This is a genomic window from Streptomyces sp. CLCI03, assembly GCF_053615355.1.
The window spans coordinates 4,205,563-4,225,829 of record NZ_CM132132.1; the positions used below are offsets into that span (position 1 = coordinate 4,205,563).

Sequence of the window (20,267 nt, forward strand, 5' to 3'; positions counted from 1 at the left end):
TCGCGTGCATACAGGGATGGTTCGGTGATCGCGAGGTCCCCCCTCACTGATCCCGGAGTGGTTCACACATTAGGGGGATGGTCGGACAATCTCTGCGTGAATTCCGGCGCCCTGCCCCGGATCTATTGGAAGCGCAGGAACTGCGGCGGTACGGCGTCCACCAGCCACACCCCGTTGGCGCTGATCCGGAAGACGTGACCGGCCGCCCGCATCGCTCCGGCGTCCACACTGAGCACGACGGGCCGGCCGCGGCGCGCGCCGACCCGGGTGGCGGTCTCCCGGTCGGGGGACAGGTGCACATGGTGGCGGGCCATCGGACGCAGGCCCTCGGCGCGGATCGGCTCCAAGGCGGTGGCGACGGTGCCGTGGTAGAGGTACGCGGGTGGTTCGGCCTCCGGAAGGTCCAGGTCCACGGCGACGGTGTGGCCTTGGCTGGCCCGGATCCGGGTGCCGTCGACGGCGAACCGCTGCTTGTCGTTGGCGGCGACGACGTGGTCGAGCTCGGCCCGGCTGAAGGGGAAGCCGTGCGCGGCGGCCGCGCTCAGCAGGTCGTCGATCTCCACCCAACCGTGGGGATCGAGCACCAGTCCGATCCGTTCCGGCTGGTGTCGCAGGTGTTTCGAGACGTACTTCGACACCTTCACGGTGCGTCTTTCATCCATGGCCCCAGCGTGCCCCGTCGAAGGGCCTCGTGGCAGGGATTTTCCGGGGGCGGTCGACGGTGACAGCTGGTGGACACCCTCTATCGTCATTCCAAGATGCGGAATACATTTTCCGCTGACACTTCTGTTCAGAGGGAGAAACCATGACAGCCCCACCCTCACTGTCACGCCGTGCCGCTGCTGAGCTGATCGGTACCGCCGGACTGCTCGTGGTCGTGATCGGCTCCGGCCTCAAGGCCGCCGAGCTCAGCCGCGACACCGGTGTCGCCCTCATCGCCAACTCGTTCGCGTCGGCCATCGGCCTCGGGTTGATCATCACGATCTTCGGGCCGCTGTCCGGCGCCCACCTCAATCCGGTGGTCACCCTCACCTCCTGGTGGTCCCGGCGGACCGGCGGCGAGGGTCTGGGCGGCCGCGAGGCGCTCGTCTACACGGCGGCCCAGAGCGCCGGGGCCATCGGCGGAGCCCTCGTCGCGGAAGTCATGTTCGGCCGGGTCCCGGGCACCTTCGCCACCCAGGTGCGCCACGGCGGGCACCTGCTCATCGGCGAGGTGGTCGCCACCGCGGGTCTGGTCCTGCTGATCCAGGGTCTCGGCCGGACCGGGCGCGGCAGGTTCGTTCCGCCGGCGGTCGCCGCGTACATCGCGGCCGCGATCTGGTTCACCTCCTCCGGCTCCTTCGCCAATCCGGCGGGCACCATCGGGCGCAGCTTCAGCGACTCCTTCACCGGCATAGCCCCCCAGTCGCTGCCCGGATTCCTCGGCGCGCAGCTGGTCGGCGGGATCCTCGGCCTGGCTCTGGCCGCCCTCCTGTTCGGGTCCGGGGCGGGGGGCGGGACCGGCTCCAAGCCCCGGTCCAGGTCCCGGTTCGGCCGGAGTGTGAAGCCGTCCCCGGTGGACGGGGCGAGCCCCGCCAAGGCGGAGTACGAGACCGTCAGGTGAGACGGCGGCTCAGTTGCCCACAGGAAAAGGGCACTTGTCCACAGCCGTTTGGGCGGGTTTTGACGGCAAACGCGTGATCCGCCCTGTGGAATCTGTGGAATCTGTGGATCGGGCTCGACCGGGTGGGATCGAGCCCTCCGCCGTGACCACCCACGCCGCCGTGATCACCCAGGCCGCCGTGGCAGCCCGCCCCCCCCGCATCACGACCCGCCCGGCGTCACCGCTCGCCGCGGCGCGCCAGATCGTTCATCGTCCGGGCCTGGAGCTCCCGCTCCGTCGCGGCCCGGACGAACTCCGCCACATGGTCGGCGCCCACCAGATCCTGCACCGCCCGAACCGTCCCGGCAGGCAAGGCCACCGGTGAGGGCCCCGTCGGCCCCGGTGCGCCGGCCGACCCCAGGTGCCGCTGGAGGTGCCGGGTCGCGAAGAGCCGCATCGCCCGCGCCAGCTCCGCGTCCACGGTCTGCTGGGCCAGCGGCCGCAGCCGCCGTACCATCGTCGCCGCCTCCGCCGCGTCCGCGTCCGTGGGCGGCACCTGCCCGAGGTAGCGCGCGAAGACGTGCTCCGTGGTGAACTCCAGAAACCGCGAAGCGATGTGTTCCACCTGTCCCCGCAGTTCCCGCAGGTGCCCGGTGATCGCCGTCAGCGGCACCCCGGCCGCGTACAGCTCGGCGGCCACCGCCAGCTCCTGCGGGGAGGGCACCAGGAACTGGTCCGGGCGCCCCGGGATCCGCTCCAGCACCCCGAGCTCGCAGGCCTCGTCCACGGCCTCGTCGTCCGGCCGGCCGCCGAACCGATCGTTCAGCTCCTCCCGGCTGATCCGGGCCGCCTCCTCATCGGTCCACGGCCCGTGCACCTCGGCGACCAGCCCGAGAACGCCGCCCAGACCGCGCCCCGCGTCCCAGGCCTCCAGCAGCTCCTTGATGGAGGCCAGGGTGTAGCCGCGGTCCAGCAGGTCCGCGATCTGGCGCAGCCGCGCCAGATGCGTGTCCCGGTAGACGTTGGACCGGCCCCGCCGCTCCGGTTTCGGCAGCAGGCCACGGTCCTGGTACGCCCGGATCGTGCGCACCGTCGCCCCGCTGTGGTGTGCCAGATCCTCGATCCGGTACTCGGCTACCGCCTGATCGGACAATCCCGGCTCCCTACGACATCGCGGCTCGGCCGACCGCGCCCGCTGCGGCCCGGGCGGCAGGTGAAGCCGCAAGGTACTCGACCGCCCTGCGCAGCGAGCCCTCCTGCGAGGGATGGTACGACCGCCGGAAGTAGCGGGGTATGGCCATGCCGAGCTCTCTCCACGGAGGTAGCAGGCCCTTGGCCACCGCGCGGTTGTGCGCGCCGAGCGAGTAGCGCTCCCGGCCGTCCAGTTCCGGGTCGTTGCGTATGAGGTACGAGGCCCCCCACAACCACAGCCACGCCAGCACGGGCGCGACCACGACCATTCCCTCGACGCGCCGCGCGTAGCGGGGCAGACCGGCTCCCCCACAGTGCTGGTACATGTCGAAGGCCACGGAGCGGTGCTCCACCTCCTCCGCGCCGTGCCATCGCAGCAGGTCCAGCATGATCTCGTCGGCCCCGGCCCGGTCGAGCCCCTCGGCGCGCAGCACCCAGTCCCCGAGCACCGCCGTGAACTGTTCGATCGCGGCGACCACCGCCAGCCGGAAGCGCAGCCACTCCCGCGCCGTGACCGGTATCCCGAACGGCGGGGCCTCCCCGAGGAGTTTCTCGAACAGGAAGTCCACGTGCCGTGTGTACGCCTGCGTCGGCAGTCGCTGCTCGGCGAGGTGGTCCAGGACGTAGGAGTGCTGCACGCTGTGCGTGGCCTCCTGGCCCATGAACCCCTTGACGTCACCGCGCAGCTCCGGGTCGGTGACCAGGGGCAGGCCCTCCTTGAGGACCCTCACGAACCACCGCTCCCCGGCGGGCAGGAGCAGGTGCAGCACGTTGATGACGTGGGTGGCGGTGGGCTCGTCCGGTATCCAGTGCAGTGGGGTGGTCCTCCAGTCGAAGGCCACCCGGCGCGGGCTGATCGGGTGCCGGTCGATCCGGTCCGTGGACCCGCTCACAACCTTGGCTCCAGCCTCGCGATGCGCCGCAGGGCGCGAGGGGCGAAGCGGGACATCCACAGGGCGCCCTTGGACTCCGGAGTCACCGGTACGACGGCCTCGTTGCGCACCACCGCCCGCAGGATCGCGTCGGCGACCTTCTCCGGCGGGAAGTTGCGCAGTCCGTACAGCCGCGAGGAGCGTTCCTGGCGGCGCTTCTCCTCGGCTTCGTCCACCCCGGCGAAGCGCGAGGTGGCGGTGATGTTGGTGTTGACGATGCCCGGGCAGATCGCGGAGACGCCGATCGACTTCGAGGCCAGTTCCGCGCGCAGGCACTCCGACAGCATCAGCACCGCGGCCTTCGAGGTGCTGTAGGCGGGCAGGGTCCTGGAGGGCAGGTAGGCGGCGGCGGAGGCGGTGTTGACGATGTGCCCGCCCTGGCCGCGCTCGGCCATCTGCTTCCCGAAGATCCGGCAGCCGTGGATGACGCCCCACAGATTGACGTCCAGGACCTTCTTCCAGTCCTCGGCGGTGGTGTCGAGGAAGGAGCCGGACAGGCCGATCCCGGCGTTGTTGACCAGGACGTCGACGATTCCGTACTCGGCGGCGACCTTCGCCGCGAGCTTCTCCATCGCTTGCTCGTCGCTGACGTCCACGCACTCGGCCCAGGCCTCGGCGGCGCCCACGAGGCGGGACATGTCGGCCGTGCGCGCCGCGCCTTCGGCGTCGCGGTCGACGGCGACCACCCGGGCCCCGGCCTCGGCGAAGGCGAAGGCGGTCGCCCGGCCGATGCCGCTGGCCGCGCCGGTGACCAGGACCAGCTGGCCGGCGAAACGATCGGCGTACCTGCCCGGGGCCTTCCGCTCCGGAGCCCGCGTGGCGGGCTCCTCCCGGTCGTCGACGAACTCGGTGATCCAGGCGGCCAGCTGGTCGGGCCGGGTCCGGGGCACCCAGTGCTTGGCGGGCAGGGTCCGCCGCAGCAGGTCCGGGGCCCACCGCTCCAGACCGTCGTAGAGCCGCTCGGACAGGAAGGCGTCCCCGGTCGGGGTGATCAGCTGCACCGGTACGTGGGCGTACGCGTCGGGGCGCGGCCGACGCATGCGCGGCCGTACGTTGTCGCGGTAGAGCCAGGCGCCGTGCGCCGCGTCCGAAGGCAGCGAGGCCGTCGGATAGGAGCCGGCCGGAACCTTTTCGATGCGCTGGAGCATCGCGGGCCACCGCTTGCCGAGCGGCCCGCGCCAGGCGAGCTCCGGCAGCACCGGGGTGTGCAGCATGTAGACGTACCAGGACTTGGCGCCCTGGCCGAGGAGCTGCGCCGCCGCACGAGGGGTGGGCCGCGTCATCCGCTTCTTGATCCAGTGCCCGAAGTGGTCGAGGGAGGGCCCCGACATCGAGGTGAAGGAGGCGATCCTGCCCTCGGTGCGGGCGACCGTCGCGAACTCCCAGCCCTGTACGGAACCCCAGTCGTGGCCGACGAGGTGCACGGGCCGGTCCGGGCTGACGGCGTCCGCCACCGCCAGGAAGTCGTCGGTCAGCTTCTCCAGGGTGAAGCCGCCCCGCAGCGGCTGCGGCGCGGTGGAGCGCCCGTGGCCACGCACGTCGTAGAGCACCACGTGGAAGCGGGTCGCGAGCCGCTCGGCGACCTCCGACCAGACCTCCTTGCTGTCCGGGTAGCCGTGCACCAGCACGACCGTCGGCCGGCCCGTCTCACCGAGCTCGACGACGCACAGCTCTATCCCCCCGGTGCTCACCCGGCGCTCGCGCGCACCCGCCAGGCCCACCGCTCCCGCTCCGGCCATGTCGCTCATGCTGCCTTCTCCTCGGCCCAGCGCCGCACGTGCGGCAGATCGTCGTCCAGCCAGAACGCGCTCTCCTCGGGGTCCCGGGAGTCGGTGACGACCAGGATCTCCTCGAACTTCGCGCCGGTACCCCGGAATCCGAGGTGGGGTTCCACCGCCCACAGGCCGGGCTGCGGCCGGTGGTCGGAGAAGTGGTACGGGCTCCACAGCGGGGACCAGCCCTCGCGGTGGCCGTGCAGGGCGTCACCGGCCAGTCCCTTGAGGGACTGGGTGCCGAAGCCGAAGGCGGTCGGTGACCAGCGCCGCTCCTTGACCCGGTCGATCTTGTGCGCGATCACCCCGAAGGGATAGGCCCGGTGCCGGTTGGCGTACCCCTGCCGGGTCATCAGCCGTTCGACGTTCTCGTAGATCTCGCGCAGGGAGCGGCCCTCGCGCACCTGCTCCAGGATCAGCACGCGGTGCGCCTGGAGATCGGACATGAGGCGGTCCTGCACCGGATTGAGCCCGAGGCTGCCCGAATAGCCGATGTCGGCCGCGTAGCCCTTGTGGACCGGTGCCATGTCGAGGATGAACGGCATCCCCGGCTCCAGCTTCCGGTTCGTCGGGAAGAACTGCAGCGGGATCCTGAAGTTCGCGAAGGCGGTGCGGTCCCCGAACCAGGCGAAGGGCAGGTGGAACCAGTCCCGCACCCCGCGCTCCCGCAGCCACTCGCGCTGCATCCGCGCGGCCTCGCGCTCGGTCACCCCGGGCCGCAGCTGCGCGGCGACGGCCTCGGCGCACTCGTACGCCAGGCGCTGCACCTCTCTGAAGCCGCTCAGGTCGGCGGAGCCTCGTCCGGAGAGTCGCGCGGTGCGTTGCTTGGTGTCCCCAGCCATCTCAGCCCGTCCATCCGTGTAGCCGTACGCGCCCGTAAGTTGACACTGATGAATGTGACAATGACCGGAGATCACGTCAAGGGTCGTGCACGGACCTGTGGACAAAGTTGTCGGGTCCACATCAGCCTCCAGTACGGGCATGTACGCCTGAAGGCTGAGACCGGATCCAGCTCCAGGTCTGACGTTTCACGAGAGCCACGCCACTAACGTCGAACCCGTGACTGTCATCGCGACCGAAAGCCTGAGCAAGCGGTACCCCCGAGTGACCGCCCTCGACCGGCTCTCCCTGGACATCGGGCCTGGTGTGACCGGCCTCGTTGGTGCCAACGGAGCCGGCAAGTCCACGCTGATCAAGATTCTGCTGGGACTGTCCCCCGCCACCGAGGGCAGCGCCGCCGTGCTCGGCCTCGACGTCCACACGCATGGCAGCGCCATCCGTGAACGCGTCGGCTACATGCCCGAGCACGACTGCCTGCCACCCGACGTCTCGGCCACCGAGTTCGTCGTCCACATGGCGCGCATGTCCGGGCTGCCGCCGACCGCGGCCCGCGAGCGCACCGCCGACACCCTGCGCCACGTCGGGCTGTACGAGGAGCGCTACCGCCCCATCGGCGGCTACTCCACCGGCATGAAGCAGCGCGTCAAGCTCGCCCAGGCCCTCGTCCACGACCCCCAGCTGGTGCTCCTCGACGAGCCCACCAACGGCCTGGACCCGGTCGGCCGCGACGAGATGCTCGGCCTGATCCGCCGGATCTACACCGACTTCGGCATCTCCGTCCTGGTCACCTCCCACCTCCTCGGCGAGCTGGAGCGGACCTGCGACCACGTGGTCGTCGTCGACGGCGGCAAGCTGCTGCGTTCCAGCTCCACCAGCGACTTCACCCAGATCACCACGACCCTCGCGGTCGAGGTCACCGACTCCGACACGCACCCGGACGGCACCGCCGCCCTGCGCAAGGCGCTCACCGAAGCCGGCGTCACCCTGCACATCGGCGAGGAGCAGGGCCTGCCCGGGGCCGGCCACATCCTCCTCGTCGAGGCCACCGGCGAGGAGACGTACGACACCGTCCGCGACACCGTCGCCGACCTGGGCATCGGCCTGGTCCGCATGGAGCAGCGCCGTCACCACATCGCGGAGGTCTTCCGCGACAACGACCAGCCCTCGCCCACCGTCCAGCAGAAGGGAGCCGGTTCCGATGGCGCCTGACACCTCGACCCAGATCCACAACATCGGCTACCGGTCCTACGACGGACCCCGGCTCGGCCGCGCCTACGCCCGCAAGTCGCTGTTCTCGCAGTCCCTGCGCGGCGCCTACGGACTGGGCCGCTCCGCCAAGTCCAAGGTCCTCCCGATGCTCCTCTTCGCGGTGATGTGCGTACCCGCGCTGATCATCGTCGCGGTCGCCATCGCGGTGCCCGGCTCCACCGACCTGCCGATCAAGTACACGACGTACGCCCTGACCACCCAGGTGATCATCGGCCTCTTCCTCGCGTCCCAGGCGCCGCAGTCCGTCTCGCGCGACCTGCGCTTCAAGACGGTGCCGCTCTACTTCTCGCGGCCCATCGAACGCGTCGACTACGTCGTGGCCAAGTACGCGGCCATGGCCTCGGCCCTGTTCATCCTCACCGCGACCCCGCTGCTGATCATGTGGATCGGCGCGTTGCTCGCGAAGTTCGACTTCGCCGACCAGACCAAGGGATTCGGGCAGGGACTCGTGTCGGTTCTGCTGCTGTCGCTGCTGTTCGCGGGCCTCGGCCTGGTCATGGCCGCGCTCACCCCGCGCCGCGGGTTCGGCGTCGCCGCGATCATCGCGGTGCTCCTGATCCCGTTCGGCGCGGTGACCGCGGTCCAGGGGATCTCCTACAGCACCGGGAACACCGGAGCCATCGAGTGGATGGGCCTGTTCTCCCCGATCACGCTCATCGACGGCGTACAGACCGCGTTCCTGGGCGCGACCTCCGCCTTCCCCGGCGGCGAGGGTCCCTCGGCCGGCACCGGCGTCGTCTACCTGATCGTCGCCCTCGGCCTCATCGTCGGCTCCTACGCCGCCCTGATGGCCCGCTACCGGAAGGCCGGGCTGTGACCACCATCCACATCGACCACACCTCCCGCTGGTTCGGGAACGTCGTTGCCGTCAACGACGTGACGATGAACATCGGCCCCGGCGTCACCGGGCTCCTGGGTCCCAACGGCGCCGGGAAGTCCACCCTCATCAACATGATGGGCGGGTTCCTCGCTCCCTCCACGGGCACCGTCACCCTCGACGGTGCGCCGATCTGGCAGAACGAGCAGGTCTACAAGCAGATCGGTGTCGTGCCCGAGCGCGAGGCCATGTACGACTTCCTCACGGGCCGGGAGTTCGTCGTCGCCAACGCCGAACTCCACGGCCTCGACGACACGGCCGCCCAGCGGGCGCTCGCCACCGTCGAGATGGAGTACGCCCAGGACCGCAAGATCGCCACGTACTCCAAGGGCATGCGCCAGCGCGTGAAGATGGCTTCGGCCCTCGTCCACGACCCGGCCGTCCTGCTCCTCGACGAGCCGTTCAACGGCATGGACCCGCGCCAGCGCATGCAGCTCATGGACCTGCTGCGGCGCATGGGCGACGAGGGACGCACCGTCCTGTTCTCCTCCCACATCCTGGAGGAGGTCGAGCAACTCGCCTCGCACATCGAGGTGGTCGTGGCCGGCCGGCACGCCGCCTCCGGCGACTTCCGCAAGATCCGCCGCCTGATGACGGACCGCCCGCACCGGTACCTCATCCGCTCCTCCGACGACCGGGTCCTCGCCGCGGCCCTGATCGCCGATCCCTCCACCGCCGGCATCGAGGTCGACCTCAAGGAAGGCGCGCTGCGCATCCAGGCCGTCGACTTCGGCCGCTTCACCGAGCTGCTGCCCCGCGTGGCCCGGGAACACGGCATCCGGCTGCTGACGGTCTCGCCCTCCGACGAGTCCCTCGAGTCGGTCTTCTCCTACCTCGTCGCGGCCTGAAAGGAGCTGGCACCCATGTACGAACCCACCGTTGCCCGGCTCACCTACCGGGCCCTGCTCGGCCGGCGCCGCGCGCTGATCCTCTTCGCGCTGCCCGCCCTGCTGATCGTCATCGCCCTCGTCGTCCGTGCTTTCGTCGGCGTGGACGACAAGGTGGCGGCCGACCTCCTCGGCGGCTTGGCCCTCGCCACCATGGTCCCGCTGATCGGTGTCATCGCCGGCACCGGAGCCATCGGACCCGAGATCGACGACGGCTCCATCGTCTACCTGCTCGCCAAGCCGGTGAAGCGTCCGAAGATCATCATGACCAAGCTGATCGTGGCTATCTCCGTCACGATGGTCTTCTCCGCGATCCCCACCCTGATCGCCGGATTCATCCTCAACGGGAACGGTCAGCAGATCGCCGTCGCCTACACGATCGCCGCCCTCGTGGCCTCGATCGCCTACAGCGCGCTGTTCCTGCTGCTCGGCACCGTCAGCCGGCACGCGGTGGTCTTCGGCCTGGTCTACGCCCTGATCTGGGAGTCGCTCTTCGGCAGCCTGGTCTCCGGAGCCAAGACCCTCAGCGTCCAGCAGTGGGCCCTGTCCGTCGCCGAGAAGGTCGCCGGGGACGGGTACGTCGACGCCACCGTCGGCCTGCCCACCGCCGTGATCCTGCTCTGCGCGGTCACCGTCGCCGCCACCGTCTACGCGGGCCAGAAGCTCCGCCGCCTCACCCTGGCGGGCGAGGAGTAGTCCCCGCCGCACCGCACGCGAACCTGTGCCCCGCCCGGCCCACCGGCCGGGCGGGGCACAGGTTCGCGCGGCATCATCGGTGCATGGTCGCGCACACCGAGCCGGAGCCGTCCAGGCCACTGCGGTCCTGGATACGCTCCTCGCCCGGAACGCACATCTGGCTACTGATCATCGCCGTGACCAGCGTCATCGTCGCGATCGCACCCGACCAGGTCGACAGCGTCCTGCTCCACCGCAACAGCAGCAACATCAACCAGCTCGTCAAATACCCCCTCCGGGCGCTCGTCAGCAGCGCCTTCTGGATCGCGAACCCGGCCTCGCTCGCCCTCTACGCCGTGCTCTTCGAGGTGTTCCACGCCCCCGTCGAACGCTGGCTCGGCACCCTGCGCTGGCTCCTGATCGTCGCGACCGCCCACATCGTCGCCACCTTGGTCAGCCAGAAGATCCTCCTGACGGCCATCCAGGACCACCGGGCCCCGCACAGCATGACCCACGTCGTCGACATCGGCGTCAGCTACGGCCTCGCGGCCTCCATCGGCGTCCTCACCTACCGGCTCCCCAGCCCCTGGAGATGGCTCTACCTGGCCGGAGCGGTCGCCTTCTTCGGGATGCCCCTGGTCACCGGCGGCACCTTCACGGACCTCGGCCACGCCATCGCGCTCTCCGTCGGTCTGCTCTCCTGGCCACTCACCCGCAACGTCGTTTCACGTGAAACATGAGCGGCAGGACCCCCTCAGGGGGTGTCGTGCGAGCCCGTAGCCGTGTCCGGTTCGGCGACGCCGTGCTCCCAGGCCCACGCGGCGATTCCCACCCGGTTGCGGGCCCCCAGCTTGGCCTGGACGTTCGCGATGTGGGTCTTGGCCGTACCCGCGCTGATGAACAGCTCGGCGCCGATCTCGGCATTGGTGAGCCCCCGCGCCACCAGACGTACGATCTCCACCTCCCGCTCCGTCAGCGGATGCGCCGTGGGGCGGGCGACGGGACCCGTCTGCGCCAGGCGGCTCAGCAGCCGCACCGTGATCTGCGGACTGATCAGCGTGTCCCCCGCCATCGCCGCCCGGACCCCTTCGATCAGCAACGCCGGCCCGGACCGCTTCAGCAGAAAGCCGCAGGCGCCGTTGCGGAGCGCGGTGTGCACGTACTCGTCCAGGTCGAAGGTGGTCACCACCACCACCCGTGTCTGCGGCGCCAGCAGCCGGGTCACCTCCAGCCCGTCGAGCCGCGGCATCCGGATGTCCGCGAGCACCACGTCGGGCCGTAGTTCCCGGGCCAGCGTCACCGCGCTCTCCCCGTCCGCGGCCTCCCCCACCACGGTCATGTCCGGCTGTGAGTCCAGGATCAGCCGGAATCCGCTGCGGATGTCATCTTGGTCGTCGGCTATCAGGATGCGTGTGGTCACGCCGCCATGATCACCCGAGGGCGCGCCCCTGAGCCGGGAAGACGGCGCAAACCCGCCATCCGCCGTCGGCGCTCGCGCCGGCTCGCAGCGTCCCGCCCGCCGCCTCCACCCTGCCGCGCAGACCGGCCAGCCCCGTTCCGCTCCGCCGCCGCAGCCCCAGCAGTCCCCCCGCGCCCCGGGCCGGCGCCGAGTTGGCCACACTCAGCTCGATCCCCTCCGCGGCCCGGTGCAGGCGCACCCGTACGACCGCCGCCCCGGGCGCGTGTCGGCGTACGTTCGTCAGCGCCTCCACGGCCACCCGGTAGGCGGTGGTGTCCGCCTCCCGCGACAACGCCCGGGCCGCCGCCGGATCGGCGTCCAGTACCCCGCCCTCGAACCGCTCCACCAGACCCGGCAGCTCCGAGATCCCCGGGACCGAGGCGGACCGCGCACCGGCCGCCTCCCGCAGCGCGTGTACCGTCCGGTCCATCGAGGCGAGCGCGCCGAGCCCCGCCGCCTCGATCCGCTCCAGCGCACGGACCGCCTGCTCGGGGTCCTTGTCCGCCACGAACCTGGCCGCCTGGGCCTGCACCACGATGGCGCTCACGTCATGCGCCACGAAGTCGTGCAGATCCCGGGCCAGTTCCAGCTGCTGGTCCCGTCGGCCGTCCCGGACGGCCTGGCGCATCCGACTCGCCTGACGGCGTAGGTAGCCCCCGGCCGCCAGGGCCCCGAGCGCGGGCACCGCCCAGAACGCCGCTGCCCCGCAGACCTCCAGCCACGACGCCGGCCCCCACATCAGCGGTACCGGCCACAGCGCGACGGCCGCCACGCCCAGTACGGCCGCGCCGGCTCCCGCACGCACCGGGGACCAGCGGGCCACCAGGGCCAGCAGCGGCAGCAGCAGACCCACCCAGACCAGCAACCATGCCGGGGGCGCCCCCAGGAACCCCCCGAGGAGGCCGACAGCACCGGCCAGGGCGAGTAACGGGGCGTAGGAGGACCGAAGATCGAGGGACATGCTCCGACCCTACGAGCGCACCCCGGGTACCGACCATCCGCCGATCGGCAGAGCCGCAGGGACCTCATGGGACCACCGGCCCGCTGATCGGCGGATGGTCGCGAAGGCGCCGGCCGACCAGGCTGGAGTCATCAACCAGTAGCCCCTGAAGAGGACTTGGCAGATGACCTCGCACGCCGCCGTTCGCGCCTCGCACATGGTGCCCGGAGTCTCCCCATGGCTTCGCCGGCTCGCCCAGCTGACCTCGCTGACCGTGCTTCCCAGCTGCGTGTGGCGACTCGCGATCGCGGTCGGCATACCCATGGGCTGGGGACCGGGCAGCGATCTGCACCACGCGTACTACCCGGGCCGGGAGTCCTTGGTCCTCGTCTTCGTCTGCGTCCTGCAGGAGTGCCTGGGCCTGCTGAGCCTCGGACTGGTCCAGCGCTGGGGTGAGGAGCTGCCCTGCTGGATCCCCCTGCTGGGTGGCCGTCGGATCCACCCCCTGGCGGCGGTGGTACCCGCGGCGCTCGGCGCGATCGCGGTCACCGCCGTCACCGTTCTCGGCGCCTGGACGTGGAGCGAGGTCAACGCCGCGAATCCCGATGCGCCCACCGGGCTCGCCCTGTGGATCTTCGACCTGTCCTACCTGCCCCTGTTGCTCTGGGGTCCCCTGCTGGGCGTGCTCACTGTCGCTTACTGGCGCCGCCGCCGGATCCACGGCCGGCCCACGGAAATTCGCTGGTAAGGGACCTGCGGCCGGTGCAGAGTGAGTGGTGCGGGGAGCAACAAAAGGTCCGGGGCAGCCACTTCGAGCGCGCCTCGCGGCGCGGGCTGTCCCGGACCTCTCTCCTACGTCGTACGCGTTATGCGGCGCCCAGCAGTCGCTCCAGCACCACCGCGATGCCGTCCTCCTCGTTGGAGGTCGTCACCTCGTCGGCCACGGCCTTGAGCTCGGCGTGGGCGTTGGCCATCGCCACCCCGTGCGCGGCCCAGCCGAACATCGGGATGTCGTTGGGCATGTCACCGAAGGCGATCGTCTCCGCCGCCTTCACCTTCAGCCGGCGCGCGGCCAGTGACAGGCCCGTGGCCTTGGTCAGACCCAACGGCAGGATCTCGACGATGCCGGGACCCGCCATGACGATGTCGACCAGGCTGCCCACCGTTTCGCGAGCCACCTTGACGAGAGCGTCGTCGTCCAGCTCCGGGTGCTGGATGTAGAGCTTGTTCAGCGGAGCCGCCCAGAGCGCCTTGGCATCCTCCAGGTAGAGGGCCGGAAGGCCTTCCTGCACCTGGTACCCGGGCCCGAACAGGACCTCGCCGTCCACCCCGTCCCGACTGGCCGCCAGGGCCAGCGGGCCGACCTCGGCCTCCAGCTTCGACAGCGCCAGACCGGCCAGCTGCCGGTCCAGGGTCACCGAGGTCAGCAGCCGGTGTGCACCCGCGTCGTAGACCTGCGCCCCCTGCCCGCACACGGCGATCCCCTTGTAGCCGAGATCGTCCAGCACGTGCCGGGTCCAGGGCACGGCCCGGCCGGTGACGATGATGTGCGCCGCGCCCGCCGCGGTGGCCGCGGCGAGCGCTTCACGGGTGCGTTCCGAGACGGTGTCGTCGCCACGCAGCAGCGTGCCGTCGAGATCGGTCGCGACGAGCTTGTACGGGAACGGGGCCGGGCTCACTTGGTGATCGGCTCCAGAACCTCGCGACCACCGAGGTAGGGACGGAGCACCTGCGGCACCCGTACCGAGCCGTCGGGCTGCTGGTGGTTCTCGAGGATGGCGACGATCGTGCGCGGTACGGCGCACAGCGTGCCGTTCAGCGTGGACAGCGGCTGGGTCTTCTTGCCGTCGCGGTAGCGGATCGACAGGCGGCGGGCCTGGAAGCTGTCGCAGTTCGAGGCGGAGGTCAGCTCGCGGTACTTGCCCTGAGTGGGGATCCACGCCTCGCAGTCGAACTTGCGTGAGGCGGAGGAGCCCAGGTCACCGGTGGCGACGTCGATCACCTGGAACGGCAGCTCCAGAGCGGTCAGCCACTGCTTCTCCCATTCCAGGAGTCGCTGGTGCTCGGCCTCGGCCTCTTCCGGCGCGACGTACGAGAACATCTCGACCTTGTCGAACTGGTGGACGCGGAAGATGCCGCGGGTGTCCTTGCCGTAGGTACCGGCCTCACGGCGGAAGCACGGGGAGAAGCCGGCGTACCGCAGCGGCAGCTTCTCGGCCTCGATGATTTCGTCCATGTGGTACGCGGCGAGGGGGACCTCGGAGGTGCCGACCAGGTAGAAGTCGTCCTTCTCCAGGTGGTACACGTTCTCCGCGGCCTGGCCGAGGAAGCCGGTGCCCTCCATGGCACGCGGGCGCACCAGCGCCGGGGTCAGCATCGGGATGAAGCCGGCCTCGGTGGCCTGGGCGATGGCCGCGTTGACCAGCGCCAGCTCCAACAGGGCGCCCACACCGGTCAGGTAGTAGAAGCGCGAGCCGGAGACCTTGGCGCCGCGCTCGACGTCGATGGCGCCCAGCAGCTCACCGAGCTCCAAGTGGTCCTTGGGCTCGAAGCCCTCGGCGCCGAAGTCGCGGATGGTGCCGTGCGTCTCCAGGACCGTGAAGTCCTCTTCGCCGCCCACGGGTACGTCCTCGTGGACGATGTTGCCGAGCTGGAGGAGAAGTCGCTTGGCGGCTTCGTCGGCCTCGTTCTGCTCGGCCTCGGCGGCCTTGACGTCCTGCTTGAGCAGCTCGGCCCGCTTCAGCAGCTCGGCCCGCTCCTCGGGGGAGGCCTTGGGGATGAGCTTGCCGAGGGACCTCTGCTCATTGCGCAGTTCGTCGAAGCGCATGCCGGAGGACCTGCGGCGCTCGTCGGCGGAGAGCAGCGCGTCGACGAGTTCGACGTCCTCTCCACGGGCGCGCTGCGAGGCGCGGACACGGTCAGGGTCTTCACGGAGCAGCCGGAGGTCAATCACCCCTCCAGGCTACCGGGCGGGGCTTCCCGGGATCACATCGATATCACGCTGCGTGTCGCTATGTCCCAATTGCAACGAATGGATAAGTCTTGACGACTGACCGGAAGTGGTCCTTCTCGGAGCGTCAATAAAGCGGCCCCATTCCCCGAAAAGGGGCAGAATGCCAGCGGTCGGGCGTGGCCTGAGCAGGGCCGGAGAGGCTTCTTGTCCACAGGAATTGCCGTGGTCCGCATCTTATCCACAGGCTGTGCGCTGCCTCTGTGGACACAGGAATAGCTCATTCCTGATCGGCGGATGGCCGGGATGAATCAGGGTTCAAACCACCCTCACACACTCATTCGGGTGGGAATGACTCGCCCCAAAGAGTTGATCGGCGATGCGGAGGTGACACCGTTCACCTCCCGCTCCCCAGAGCGAAACCTGAGTCACTCGGGCGATTTGTCGACCTTGTCGTGCCGTTCTGTCGACTTGTCCCCAGGTCCCCATCTCCGCCTGTGGATAACTCTGTGGACAGTGGACGACGGTCCTAGGCCCGCCCGTCGAGGCAACGCCCCAGCCAGTCGGAGGCGGTCGTGAAGTCACCGTCGGAGGTCCCGGGCCGCGGAGCCCGGACATCACTCTGAGCGACACCGGCACGGGGGTAGGAACCGAGGAAGCGGACCTGGGGACAGGTCCGCTTGAGGCCCATGAGCGCCTCACTGACCCGCCGGTCGGAGATGTGCCCCTCGGCGTCGACGGCGAAGCAGTAGTTACCGATCCCCTGCCCGGTCGGACGGGACTGGATGAGCATCAGGTTGACCCCACGGACCGCGAACTCCTGAAGGAGCTCCAGCAGCGCACCGGGATGGTCGTCGCCGAGCCACAGCACGACGGAGGTCTTGTCCGCGCCGGTCGGCGCGGCCGGCCGGGCGGGGCGTCCCACCAGGACGAACCGGGTCTCGGCGTTCTCCGCGTCGTGGATCTCGGTCACCAGCGGAACGAGTCCGTAGGTGGCCGCGGCGAACTCACCCGCGAAGGCGGCGTCGAAGCGGCCCTCCTGGACCAGCCGGGCGCCGTCGGCGTTCGAGGCGGCAGACTCCCAGACCGCGTCGGGCAGGTTCGCCCGCAGCCAGTTCCGCACCTGCGGCTGGGCGACCGGGTGCCCGGTGACGGTCTTGACGTCCGACAGGGCGGTTCCGGGCCGCACGAGCAGCGCGAAGGTGATGGGCAGCAACACCTCGCGGTAGATCATCAGCGGTTCGCCCGAGGCCAGCTCGTCGAGGGTGGCGGTGACCCCGCCCTCCACCGAATTCTCGATCGGGACGAGGGCAGCGGCCGCCTCGCCGTTGCGCACGGCGTCCAGGGCGGCCGGGACCGACACCATCGGGACGAGTTCCCGGGTCGCGGCTTCCGGCAGGGTGCGCAGGGCGGCCTCGGTGAAGGTGCCCTCGGGACCGAGATACGTGAAGCGGGTGGCTGACATGCGATCAGCCTAATGCCGGGGTGCTGCCCACCGGGTCGCTGTTCATCCTTCGAGCAGACGCTGCCCCACGTACTCGCCGCTGCGCGGACCGGGGGGAACGGCGTACAGGCCGCTGGACTCGTGCCGGATGAACTGCGACAGCGCGTCGCCGCGGTCGAGCTTGCGCTGAACGGGTACGAACCCGCGCAGCGGATCGGCCTGCCAGCAGACGAAGAGGAGCCCGGCGTCGGGAGAGCCGTCGGGGCCGATCCCGTCGTGGAAGGAGAAGGGCCGCCTCAGCATGGCGGCCCCGCCGTTCTGCTCGGGGGCGGAGATCCGCGCGTGCGCGTTGGCCGGAATGACGGGCTTCCCGTCGGGACCGATCTTGTCGAGCCCCATTTCGGTGGTCTCGCCGCCACCGGTGAGCGGGGCGCCGGTGGCCTTCGTCCGCCCGATGACCTGCTCCTGCTGCGCGAGGGACTGCTTGTCCCAGTCGTCGAGGAGCATGCGGATGCGCCGGACGACGGCGTACGAGCCGCCGGCCATCCAGGCGTGCTCGGCGGGCCCGGGGCCGGTGCCGGGCACGAAGATCCGCTTGTCGAAGTCGGGCTCCGAACGCTTCGGGTTGCCGGTGCCGTCGATCTGGCCCATCAGGTTGCGGGCGGTCATCGGGGTGCCGGTGGCACCGGGAGAGCGGTTGAAGCCGTTCATCTGCCAGCGGACGCGGGCGGCCTCTCCGGCGTCCTTCTGCAGGGCCCGCAGCGCGTGGAAGGCGACGAGGCCGTCGTCGGCACCGATCTGGACCCACAGATCGCCGTTGCTGCGCTGGGCGTCCAGCCGGTCCGAGGAGAAGTCCGGCAGCGGGTCGAGGGCCGCGGGACGGCGTGCGGTCAGGCCGGTGCGCTCGAAGAAGGAGTGGCCGAAGCCGAAGGTGACCGTGAGGGAGGAAGGACCCGCATCCAGCGCGATCCCGCTGTCGGAGGTCGCGGCCGGCTCGCCCGCCATCAACCGCCGGGCGGTGTCGGACCAGCGCCGCAGCAGCGCGGCGGCCTCCGTACGGCCCGCCCCGGCGGTGAGGTCGAAGGCGACGAGGTGCCCCTTGGCCTGTAGGGGGGTGGTGATGCCGGCCTGATGGTCCCCGTCGAACGCCACCTGGGTGGCGCCGAGGGACGCCAGGCTGCCGGCCGCTCCGCGGGCGGAGCCGCTGCCGGAGTCGTCCAGCGCGGAGTGCGCCAGAGCGCCGCCTGTGGTGCCGAGGGCGATCCCGACGGCGCCCGCGGCGCCGACGGTACCCAGCAGCCTGCGCCGGGAGATCTCGATGTCGGGGTTGGTCTCGGTCACGCTGGTCAGCCGATCTTCACAGTCTTCTGGGCAGTGGTCTGGTCGATGTCGGAGGTACGGACGGTCACGTCGATGCGCCATGCGCCGGTGAGCGGCAGCTGGACGCCGGAGGCGGTCCAGTGTCCGGGGGCGGCCCGCTCGGGGACGAGCGGCAGGGGGCCGATGTCCTGGGCGGGAAGGGTGAAGGCGACCTTGATCTCGGGGAGGTCGAAAGGAGTGCCGTCGGCGGATTCGGACCACAGGTGCAGGGTGTTCGCGCCGACCCGACCCGGGTCGAGTTCGAGCCGGACGGACCCCTTGCCGTTCGGGCCACCGGTGTCGAAGGGCAGGGTGATCTTGACGGCGCGGTCGGGGACGGCGGTGGCGGTGGAACCGCGGCCCGCCTCCCGCTCCACGGTCCGCCCGGGCTCGGTGCCGGTGAGCACGGTGGTGACGGCGAGCAGGATCACGGCGATGGCCGCTTCGGCGAGGACGGAGCGACGCAGGCCGGCACGGTCCGGGTCGGCGTCCCGCACCCGCTTCTCCAGCGCGCTCTCGCGAGCGGCCCGCTGCCGGGCGAGCTGGGCGGCCCGCTCCGGGTCCGCGGGGACGGCCACGGGCTCTGTTTCACGTGAAACACCAGAGCCTTCGGAGACTGCACCCGAGGCTGTTTCACGTGAAACATCGTCGGAGCTCTGTCCGACGGCCGCGACAGCCGGGACGGATGCGACGGCGGCCTCGGCATCCGTCGGGGCCTCGGCGAGTCGCGCCGTCCACCTGCGGGACACGTAGGCGATGCCGAGGAGGACGGCGACCAGGCCGACCTTGAGGAGCAGCAGCTGCCCGTAGTCGGTGCTGGTGAGGGCGGACCAGCTGCCGAGCTGTCGCCAGGACTGGTAGACACCGGTGACGGCGAGCACCAGGACACTGACGAACGCGACCCGGGAGAAGCGCCGGACGGCCACGCGCTCGATCCCGGGGACCTTGTGGAGGGCGACGAGCAGCGCGGCGAGACCGCCGAGCCATGTGGCGACGGCCATCAGGTGCAGGATGTCCGCGGGCATGGCGATACCGGGCTGGATACCGGTGGAGGCGTGCTCGGAGAGGGCCCAGGTGGCGGCGATACCGCCGGCCACGACGGCTCCGCCGATGGCCAACCCGAAGGTGAGATCGCTGGTGTCGTCCGGCCTGCCGGCCTCGTCGGCCGGATCCGCCTCATCGGACCCGTCGGGTCGGCCATCGGTGGAGCCTTCGGCCTCCCCATCGGCCCGGTCGGCCTCATCGGGTCCGAGGCCCGCCACGCGACGTGCGTAGACGCCGAAGAGGACCGCGACGAACAGGGCGGCAGCCCCCAGCAGGAGCAGCCTGGAGACGAGCGAGGCCCCGGTCTTGGTCTCCAGGACGGCCCGGAGCCCGTCGAGGTCGAACACGTCGGAGAAGCTCCCGGACCCGGTGTACGGGGTCCGCAGCACCAGCATGGCGAGGGTGGCCGCGGTCAAGGTGACCCAGGCACGCACGACGAGCTTCTGGAGCGGCCGTTCGGCGGCGCCCCGGCGCCAGCACAACAGGATGAAGGCGGCGCCGCCCACGAGGACGGTGAACCCGGCGTAGGCGGCGTAGCGGGCGATCCCGTAGGCGATGCCGACAGGTCCGCCACCGGCCTGCGCGGTGGGCAGGGAGACATCGGTGGCCGAGGGCGCGCCGATGGAGAAGGTGAAGGCGCCGGAGATCGGATGGCTGTCGGCCGAGACGGCCTGCCAGGCGACGGTGTAGGTGCCGTTCGGCAGTCCGGTGTGCAGAGCGGTGCCGTAGCGGACGGTGTTCCCGCTGCACATGTCCCGCAGCTCGCCGGTGTCCACGCGTTTGCCCTGGGGGTCCAGGACGCGGATCGAGTCGTCGCCCATGGCGACCTGCTCCGAGAAGGAGAGCGTGACCTGGGCGGGGGCCGTGGCGACCACCGCCCCGTCCGTGGGGTCGCTCGCGGTGAGTGCGGCGTGCGCCGTGGCCGGTACGGCCGCGGTGAACAGGGTTGCCAGCAGGGCTGCGAGGACCAGCGCGAGCCGCGGCAGAGATGCCGTGACACGGGCGCGGGCCGTGGAAGGGGCGGGGGCGGTGGCCGTCATGGCGTG

General features: G+C 70.7%; 19 protein-coding genes. 7 read left to right on the plus strand and 12 right to left on the minus strand.

Annotation, left to right across the window (positions count from 1 at the left end):
• Positions 1 to 122: 122 nt before the first annotated feature.
• Positions 123 to 662: an RNA 2'-phosphotransferase gene (locus tag ACWG52_RS19370; protein ID WP_389804482.1), complete on the minus strand. Its 540-nt coding sequence runs from the start codon at positions 660 to 662 to the stop codon at positions 123 to 125.
• A gap of 143 nt (positions 663 to 805) precedes the next feature.
• On the opposite strand from ACWG52_RS19370, the gene ACWG52_RS19375 reads away from it, so the two are divergent.
• Positions 806 to 1,603, plus strand: a complete 798-nt coding sequence (locus ACWG52_RS19375; RefSeq protein ID WP_389804484.1) for an aquaporin — start codon at positions 806 to 808, stop codon at positions 1,601 to 1,603.
• Between the two features lie 217 nt (positions 1,604 to 1,820).
• Here ACWG52_RS19375 and ACWG52_RS19380 read toward each other — a convergent pair whose 3' ends face one another.
• Genes ACWG52_RS19380 through ACWG52_RS19395 form a run of 4 tightly spaced genes read right to left on the minus strand, consistent with a single transcriptional unit; the run spans position 1,821 to position 6,319 of the window.
• Complete coding sequence (locus ACWG52_RS19380) at positions 1,821 to 2,735, minus strand: MerR family transcriptional regulator (RefSeq protein WP_389804487.1); 915 nt, start codon at positions 2,733 to 2,735, stop codon at positions 1,821 to 1,823.
• Positions 2,736 to 2,745: 10 nt separating this feature from the next.
• Positions 2,746 to 3,666, minus strand: coding sequence for a metal-dependent hydrolase (locus ACWG52_RS19385; RefSeq protein WP_390139377.1), 921 nt, complete (start codon positions 3,664 to 3,666; stop codon positions 2,746 to 2,748).
• The gene (locus tag ACWG52_RS19390; protein WP_237545428.1) at positions 3,663 to 5,453 is read right to left on the minus strand and encodes an SDR family oxidoreductase; all 1,791 of its coding nucleotides are present in this window, start codon (positions 5,451 to 5,453) and stop codon (positions 3,663 to 3,665) included. Before ACWG52_RS19390 ends, ACWG52_RS19385 begins: the two co-directional genes overlap by 4 nt.
• Positions 5,450 to 6,319, minus strand: a complete 870-nt coding sequence (locus ACWG52_RS19395) for a M24 family metallopeptidase (RefSeq protein ID WP_389804496.1) — start codon at positions 6,317 to 6,319, stop codon at positions 5,450 to 5,452. The genes ACWG52_RS19390 and ACWG52_RS19395 overlap by 4 nt, the downstream gene beginning before the upstream one ends.
• Positions 6,320 to 6,536: 217 nt before the next feature.
• Between ACWG52_RS19395 and ACWG52_RS19400 the strand changes: the two genes are divergently transcribed.
• From ACWG52_RS19400 to ACWG52_RS19420, 5 genes are all read left to right on the plus strand, one after another.
• On the plus strand, positions 6,537 to 7,526 hold the full coding sequence (locus tag ACWG52_RS19400) for an ABC transporter ATP-binding protein (protein WP_030713789.1): 990 nt from the start codon (positions 6,537 to 6,539) through the stop codon (positions 7,524 to 7,526).
• A complete protein-coding gene (locus ACWG52_RS19405; RefSeq protein WP_375936889.1) occupies positions 7,516 to 8,403 on the plus strand; it encodes an ABC transporter permease in 888 nt (295 codons plus the stop codon). The genes ACWG52_RS19400 and ACWG52_RS19405 overlap by 11 nt, the downstream gene beginning before the upstream one ends.
• Positions 8,400 to 9,311, plus strand: coding sequence for an ABC transporter ATP-binding protein (locus ACWG52_RS19410; protein ID WP_033215037.1), 912 nt, complete (start codon positions 8,400 to 8,402; stop codon positions 9,309 to 9,311). Before ACWG52_RS19405 ends, ACWG52_RS19410 begins: the two co-directional genes overlap by 4 nt.
• A gap of 15 nt (positions 9,312 to 9,326) precedes the next feature.
• Positions 9,327 to 10,046 carry an ABC transporter permease gene (locus ACWG52_RS19415; RefSeq protein ID WP_453125441.1) on the plus strand — a complete coding sequence of 240 codons (720 nt, stop codon included), beginning with the start codon at positions 9,327 to 9,329 and terminating at the stop codon, positions 10,044 to 10,046.
• A gap of 83 nt (positions 10,047 to 10,129) precedes the next feature.
• The gene (locus ACWG52_RS19420; protein WP_389804501.1) at positions 10,130 to 10,765 is read left to right on the plus strand and encodes a rhomboid-like protein; all 636 of its coding nucleotides are present in this window, start codon (positions 10,130 to 10,132) and stop codon (positions 10,763 to 10,765) included.
• Between the two features lie 14 nt (positions 10,766 to 10,779).
• Here the strand turns inward: ACWG52_RS19420 and ACWG52_RS19425 are convergent, their stop codons facing one another.
• Together ACWG52_RS19425 and ACWG52_RS19430 are read right to left on the minus strand one after the other, a co-directional pair.
• Complete coding sequence (locus ACWG52_RS19425; protein ID WP_389804504.1) at positions 10,780 to 11,445, minus strand: response regulator; 666 nt, start codon at positions 11,443 to 11,445, stop codon at positions 10,780 to 10,782.
• A 10-nt stretch (positions 11,446 to 11,455) separates the two neighbouring features.
• Positions 11,456 to 12,445: a sensor histidine kinase gene (locus ACWG52_RS19430; protein WP_389804507.1), complete on the minus strand. Its 990-nt coding sequence runs from the start codon at positions 12,443 to 12,445 to the stop codon at positions 11,456 to 11,458.
• A gap of 163 nt (positions 12,446 to 12,608) precedes the next feature.
• On the opposite strand from ACWG52_RS19430, the gene ACWG52_RS19435 reads away from it, so the two are divergent.
• Complete coding sequence (locus ACWG52_RS19435; RefSeq protein ID WP_389804510.1) at positions 12,609 to 13,172, plus strand: hypothetical protein; 564 nt, start codon at positions 12,609 to 12,611, stop codon at positions 13,170 to 13,172.
• A gap of 118 nt (positions 13,173 to 13,290) precedes the next feature.
• Here ACWG52_RS19435 and ACWG52_RS19440 read toward each other — a convergent pair whose 3' ends face one another.
• From ACWG52_RS19440 to ACWG52_RS19460, 5 genes are all read right to left on the minus strand, one after another.
• Positions 13,291 to 14,103: an HAD family hydrolase gene (locus ACWG52_RS19440; RefSeq protein ID WP_030713758.1), complete on the minus strand. Its 813-nt coding sequence runs from the start codon at positions 14,101 to 14,103 to the stop codon at positions 13,291 to 13,293.
• Positions 14,100 to 15,377, minus strand: a complete 1,278-nt coding sequence (gene serS / locus ACWG52_RS19445; protein WP_033215046.1) for a serine--tRNA ligase — start codon at positions 15,375 to 15,377, stop codon at positions 14,100 to 14,102. Before serS ends, ACWG52_RS19440 begins: the two co-directional genes overlap by 4 nt.
• Positions 15,378 to 15,903: 526 nt before the next feature.
• The gene (gene pheA / locus ACWG52_RS19450; RefSeq protein WP_389804515.1) at positions 15,904 to 16,839 is read right to left on the minus strand and encodes a prephenate dehydratase; all 936 of its coding nucleotides are present in this window, start codon (positions 16,837 to 16,839) and stop codon (positions 15,904 to 15,906) included.
• Positions 16,840 to 16,881: 42 nt separating this feature from the next.
• Positions 16,882 to 18,159 (minus strand): iron uptake transporter deferrochelatase/peroxidase subunit, encoded by a 1,278-nt coding sequence (gene efeB, locus ACWG52_RS19455; protein ID WP_389804518.1) that lies wholly within the window; start codon positions 18,157 to 18,159, stop codon positions 16,882 to 16,884.
• 5 nt (positions 18,160 to 18,164) lie between these two features.
• Entirely contained in the window at positions 18,165 to 20,261 is a 2,097-nt protein-coding gene (locus ACWG52_RS19460) for a copper resistance CopC/CopD family protein (RefSeq protein ID WP_453125445.1), read from the minus strand.
• Positions 20,262 to 20,267: the final 6 nt, after the last annotated feature.

Excerpts from the sequence above, each read along its gene's own strand:
- ACWG52_RS19370 (WP_389804482.1), bottom strand. The coding sequence starts at position 662 with ATGGATGAAAGACGCACCGTGAAGGTGTCGAAGTACGTCTCGAAACAC.
- ACWG52_RS19375 (WP_389804484.1), top strand. The coding sequence starts at position 806 with ATGACAGCCCCACCCTCACTGTCACGCCGTGCCGCTGCTGAGCTGATC.
- ACWG52_RS19390 (WP_237545428.1), bottom strand. The coding sequence starts at position 5,453 with ATGAGCGACATGGCCGGAGCGGGAGCGGTGGGCCTGGCGGGTGCGCGC.
- ACWG52_RS19395 (WP_389804496.1), bottom strand. The coding sequence starts at position 6,319 with ATGGCTGGGGACACCAAGCAACGCACCGCGCGACTCTCCGGACGAGGC.
- ACWG52_RS19405 (WP_375936889.1), top strand. The coding sequence starts at position 7,516 with ATGGCGCCTGACACCTCGACCCAGATCCACAACATCGGCTACCGGTCC.
- ACWG52_RS19415 (WP_453125441.1), top strand. The coding sequence starts at position 9,327 with ATGTACGAACCCACCGTTGCCCGGCTCACCTACCGGGCCCTGCTCGGC.
- ACWG52_RS19420 (WP_389804501.1), top strand. The coding sequence starts at position 10,130 with ATGGTCGCGCACACCGAGCCGGAGCCGTCCAGGCCACTGCGGTCCTGG.
- ACWG52_RS19430 (WP_389804507.1), bottom strand. The coding sequence starts at position 12,445 with ATGTCCCTCGATCTTCGGTCCTCCTACGCCCCGTTACTCGCCCTGGCC.
- ACWG52_RS19435 (WP_389804510.1), top strand. The coding sequence starts at position 12,609 with ATGACCTCGCACGCCGCCGTTCGCGCCTCGCACATGGTGCCCGGAGTC.
- pheA (WP_389804515.1), bottom strand. The coding sequence starts at position 16,839 with ATGTCAGCCACCCGCTTCACGTATCTCGGTCCCGAGGGCACCTTCACC.
- ACWG52_RS19460 (WP_453125445.1), bottom strand. The coding sequence starts at position 20,261 with ATGACGGCCACCGCCCCCGCCCCTTCCACGGCCCGCGCCCGTGTCACG.